The following is a 469-nucleotide window of genomic DNA, read 5'->3' on the forward strand; positions in this document are numbered from 1 at the left end:
ATTCGGCGGTGATCATCGTCTGCATCACGATCGGGTAGATCAGCTGCCCGCGGAGTATAGGGGCTGAACAGGAACAGGGCGCAGATGAAGAAGATCATGACCGAGAAGGCGCTGCTGAGAAAATAAGCCGCATAGGTCCGCTTGCTGCGGGCGACATTTCTATAAACGAACTGTAGAAAGGACACGGCTGTCTCCCCCCAGCAGCGACAGCATGTCGATGATTTTCTGGAAAAACGCCTGCCTGTTGCTGCCCTGATAGATTTCGTTATAGAATTTGCCGTCCTTGATAAAAATGACCCGGTGGCAGAAGCTCGCCGCGACCGGATCATGGGTCACCATCAGCACCGTCGCCTGCTCCTGCCGGTTCATCTGATCCAGCGTCTCCATGACGTCCTTGGACGCCTTGGAGTCAAGATTGCCCGTCGGCTCATCCGCCAAAATCAGCGAAGGCCGGTGGATCAGCGCCCGC

At 56.1% G+C, this 469-nt stretch carries 1 protein-coding gene and 1 pseudogene; both read right to left on the minus strand.

Annotated features, from left to right (window positions below; translation table 11 throughout):
- Positions 1 to 185, minus strand: a 185-nt coding sequence (locus CPT76_RS40935) for a hypothetical protein (RefSeq protein ID WP_258169019.1), incomplete at its 3' end; no start/stop codon positions are given.
- Positions 160 to 469, minus strand: a pseudogene (locus CPT76_RS32080) (bacitracin ABC transporter ATP-binding protein); the annotation flags it as partial. The pseudogene CPT76_RS32080 and the gene CPT76_RS40935, both read right to left, overlap by 26 nt.

The organism is Paenibacillus sp. AR247 (genome assembly GCF_002968895.1).
In the GTDB taxonomy this organism is placed as follows: Bacteria; Bacillota; Bacilli; order Paenibacillales; family Paenibacillaceae; genus Paenibacillus_AQ; species Paenibacillus_AQ favisporus.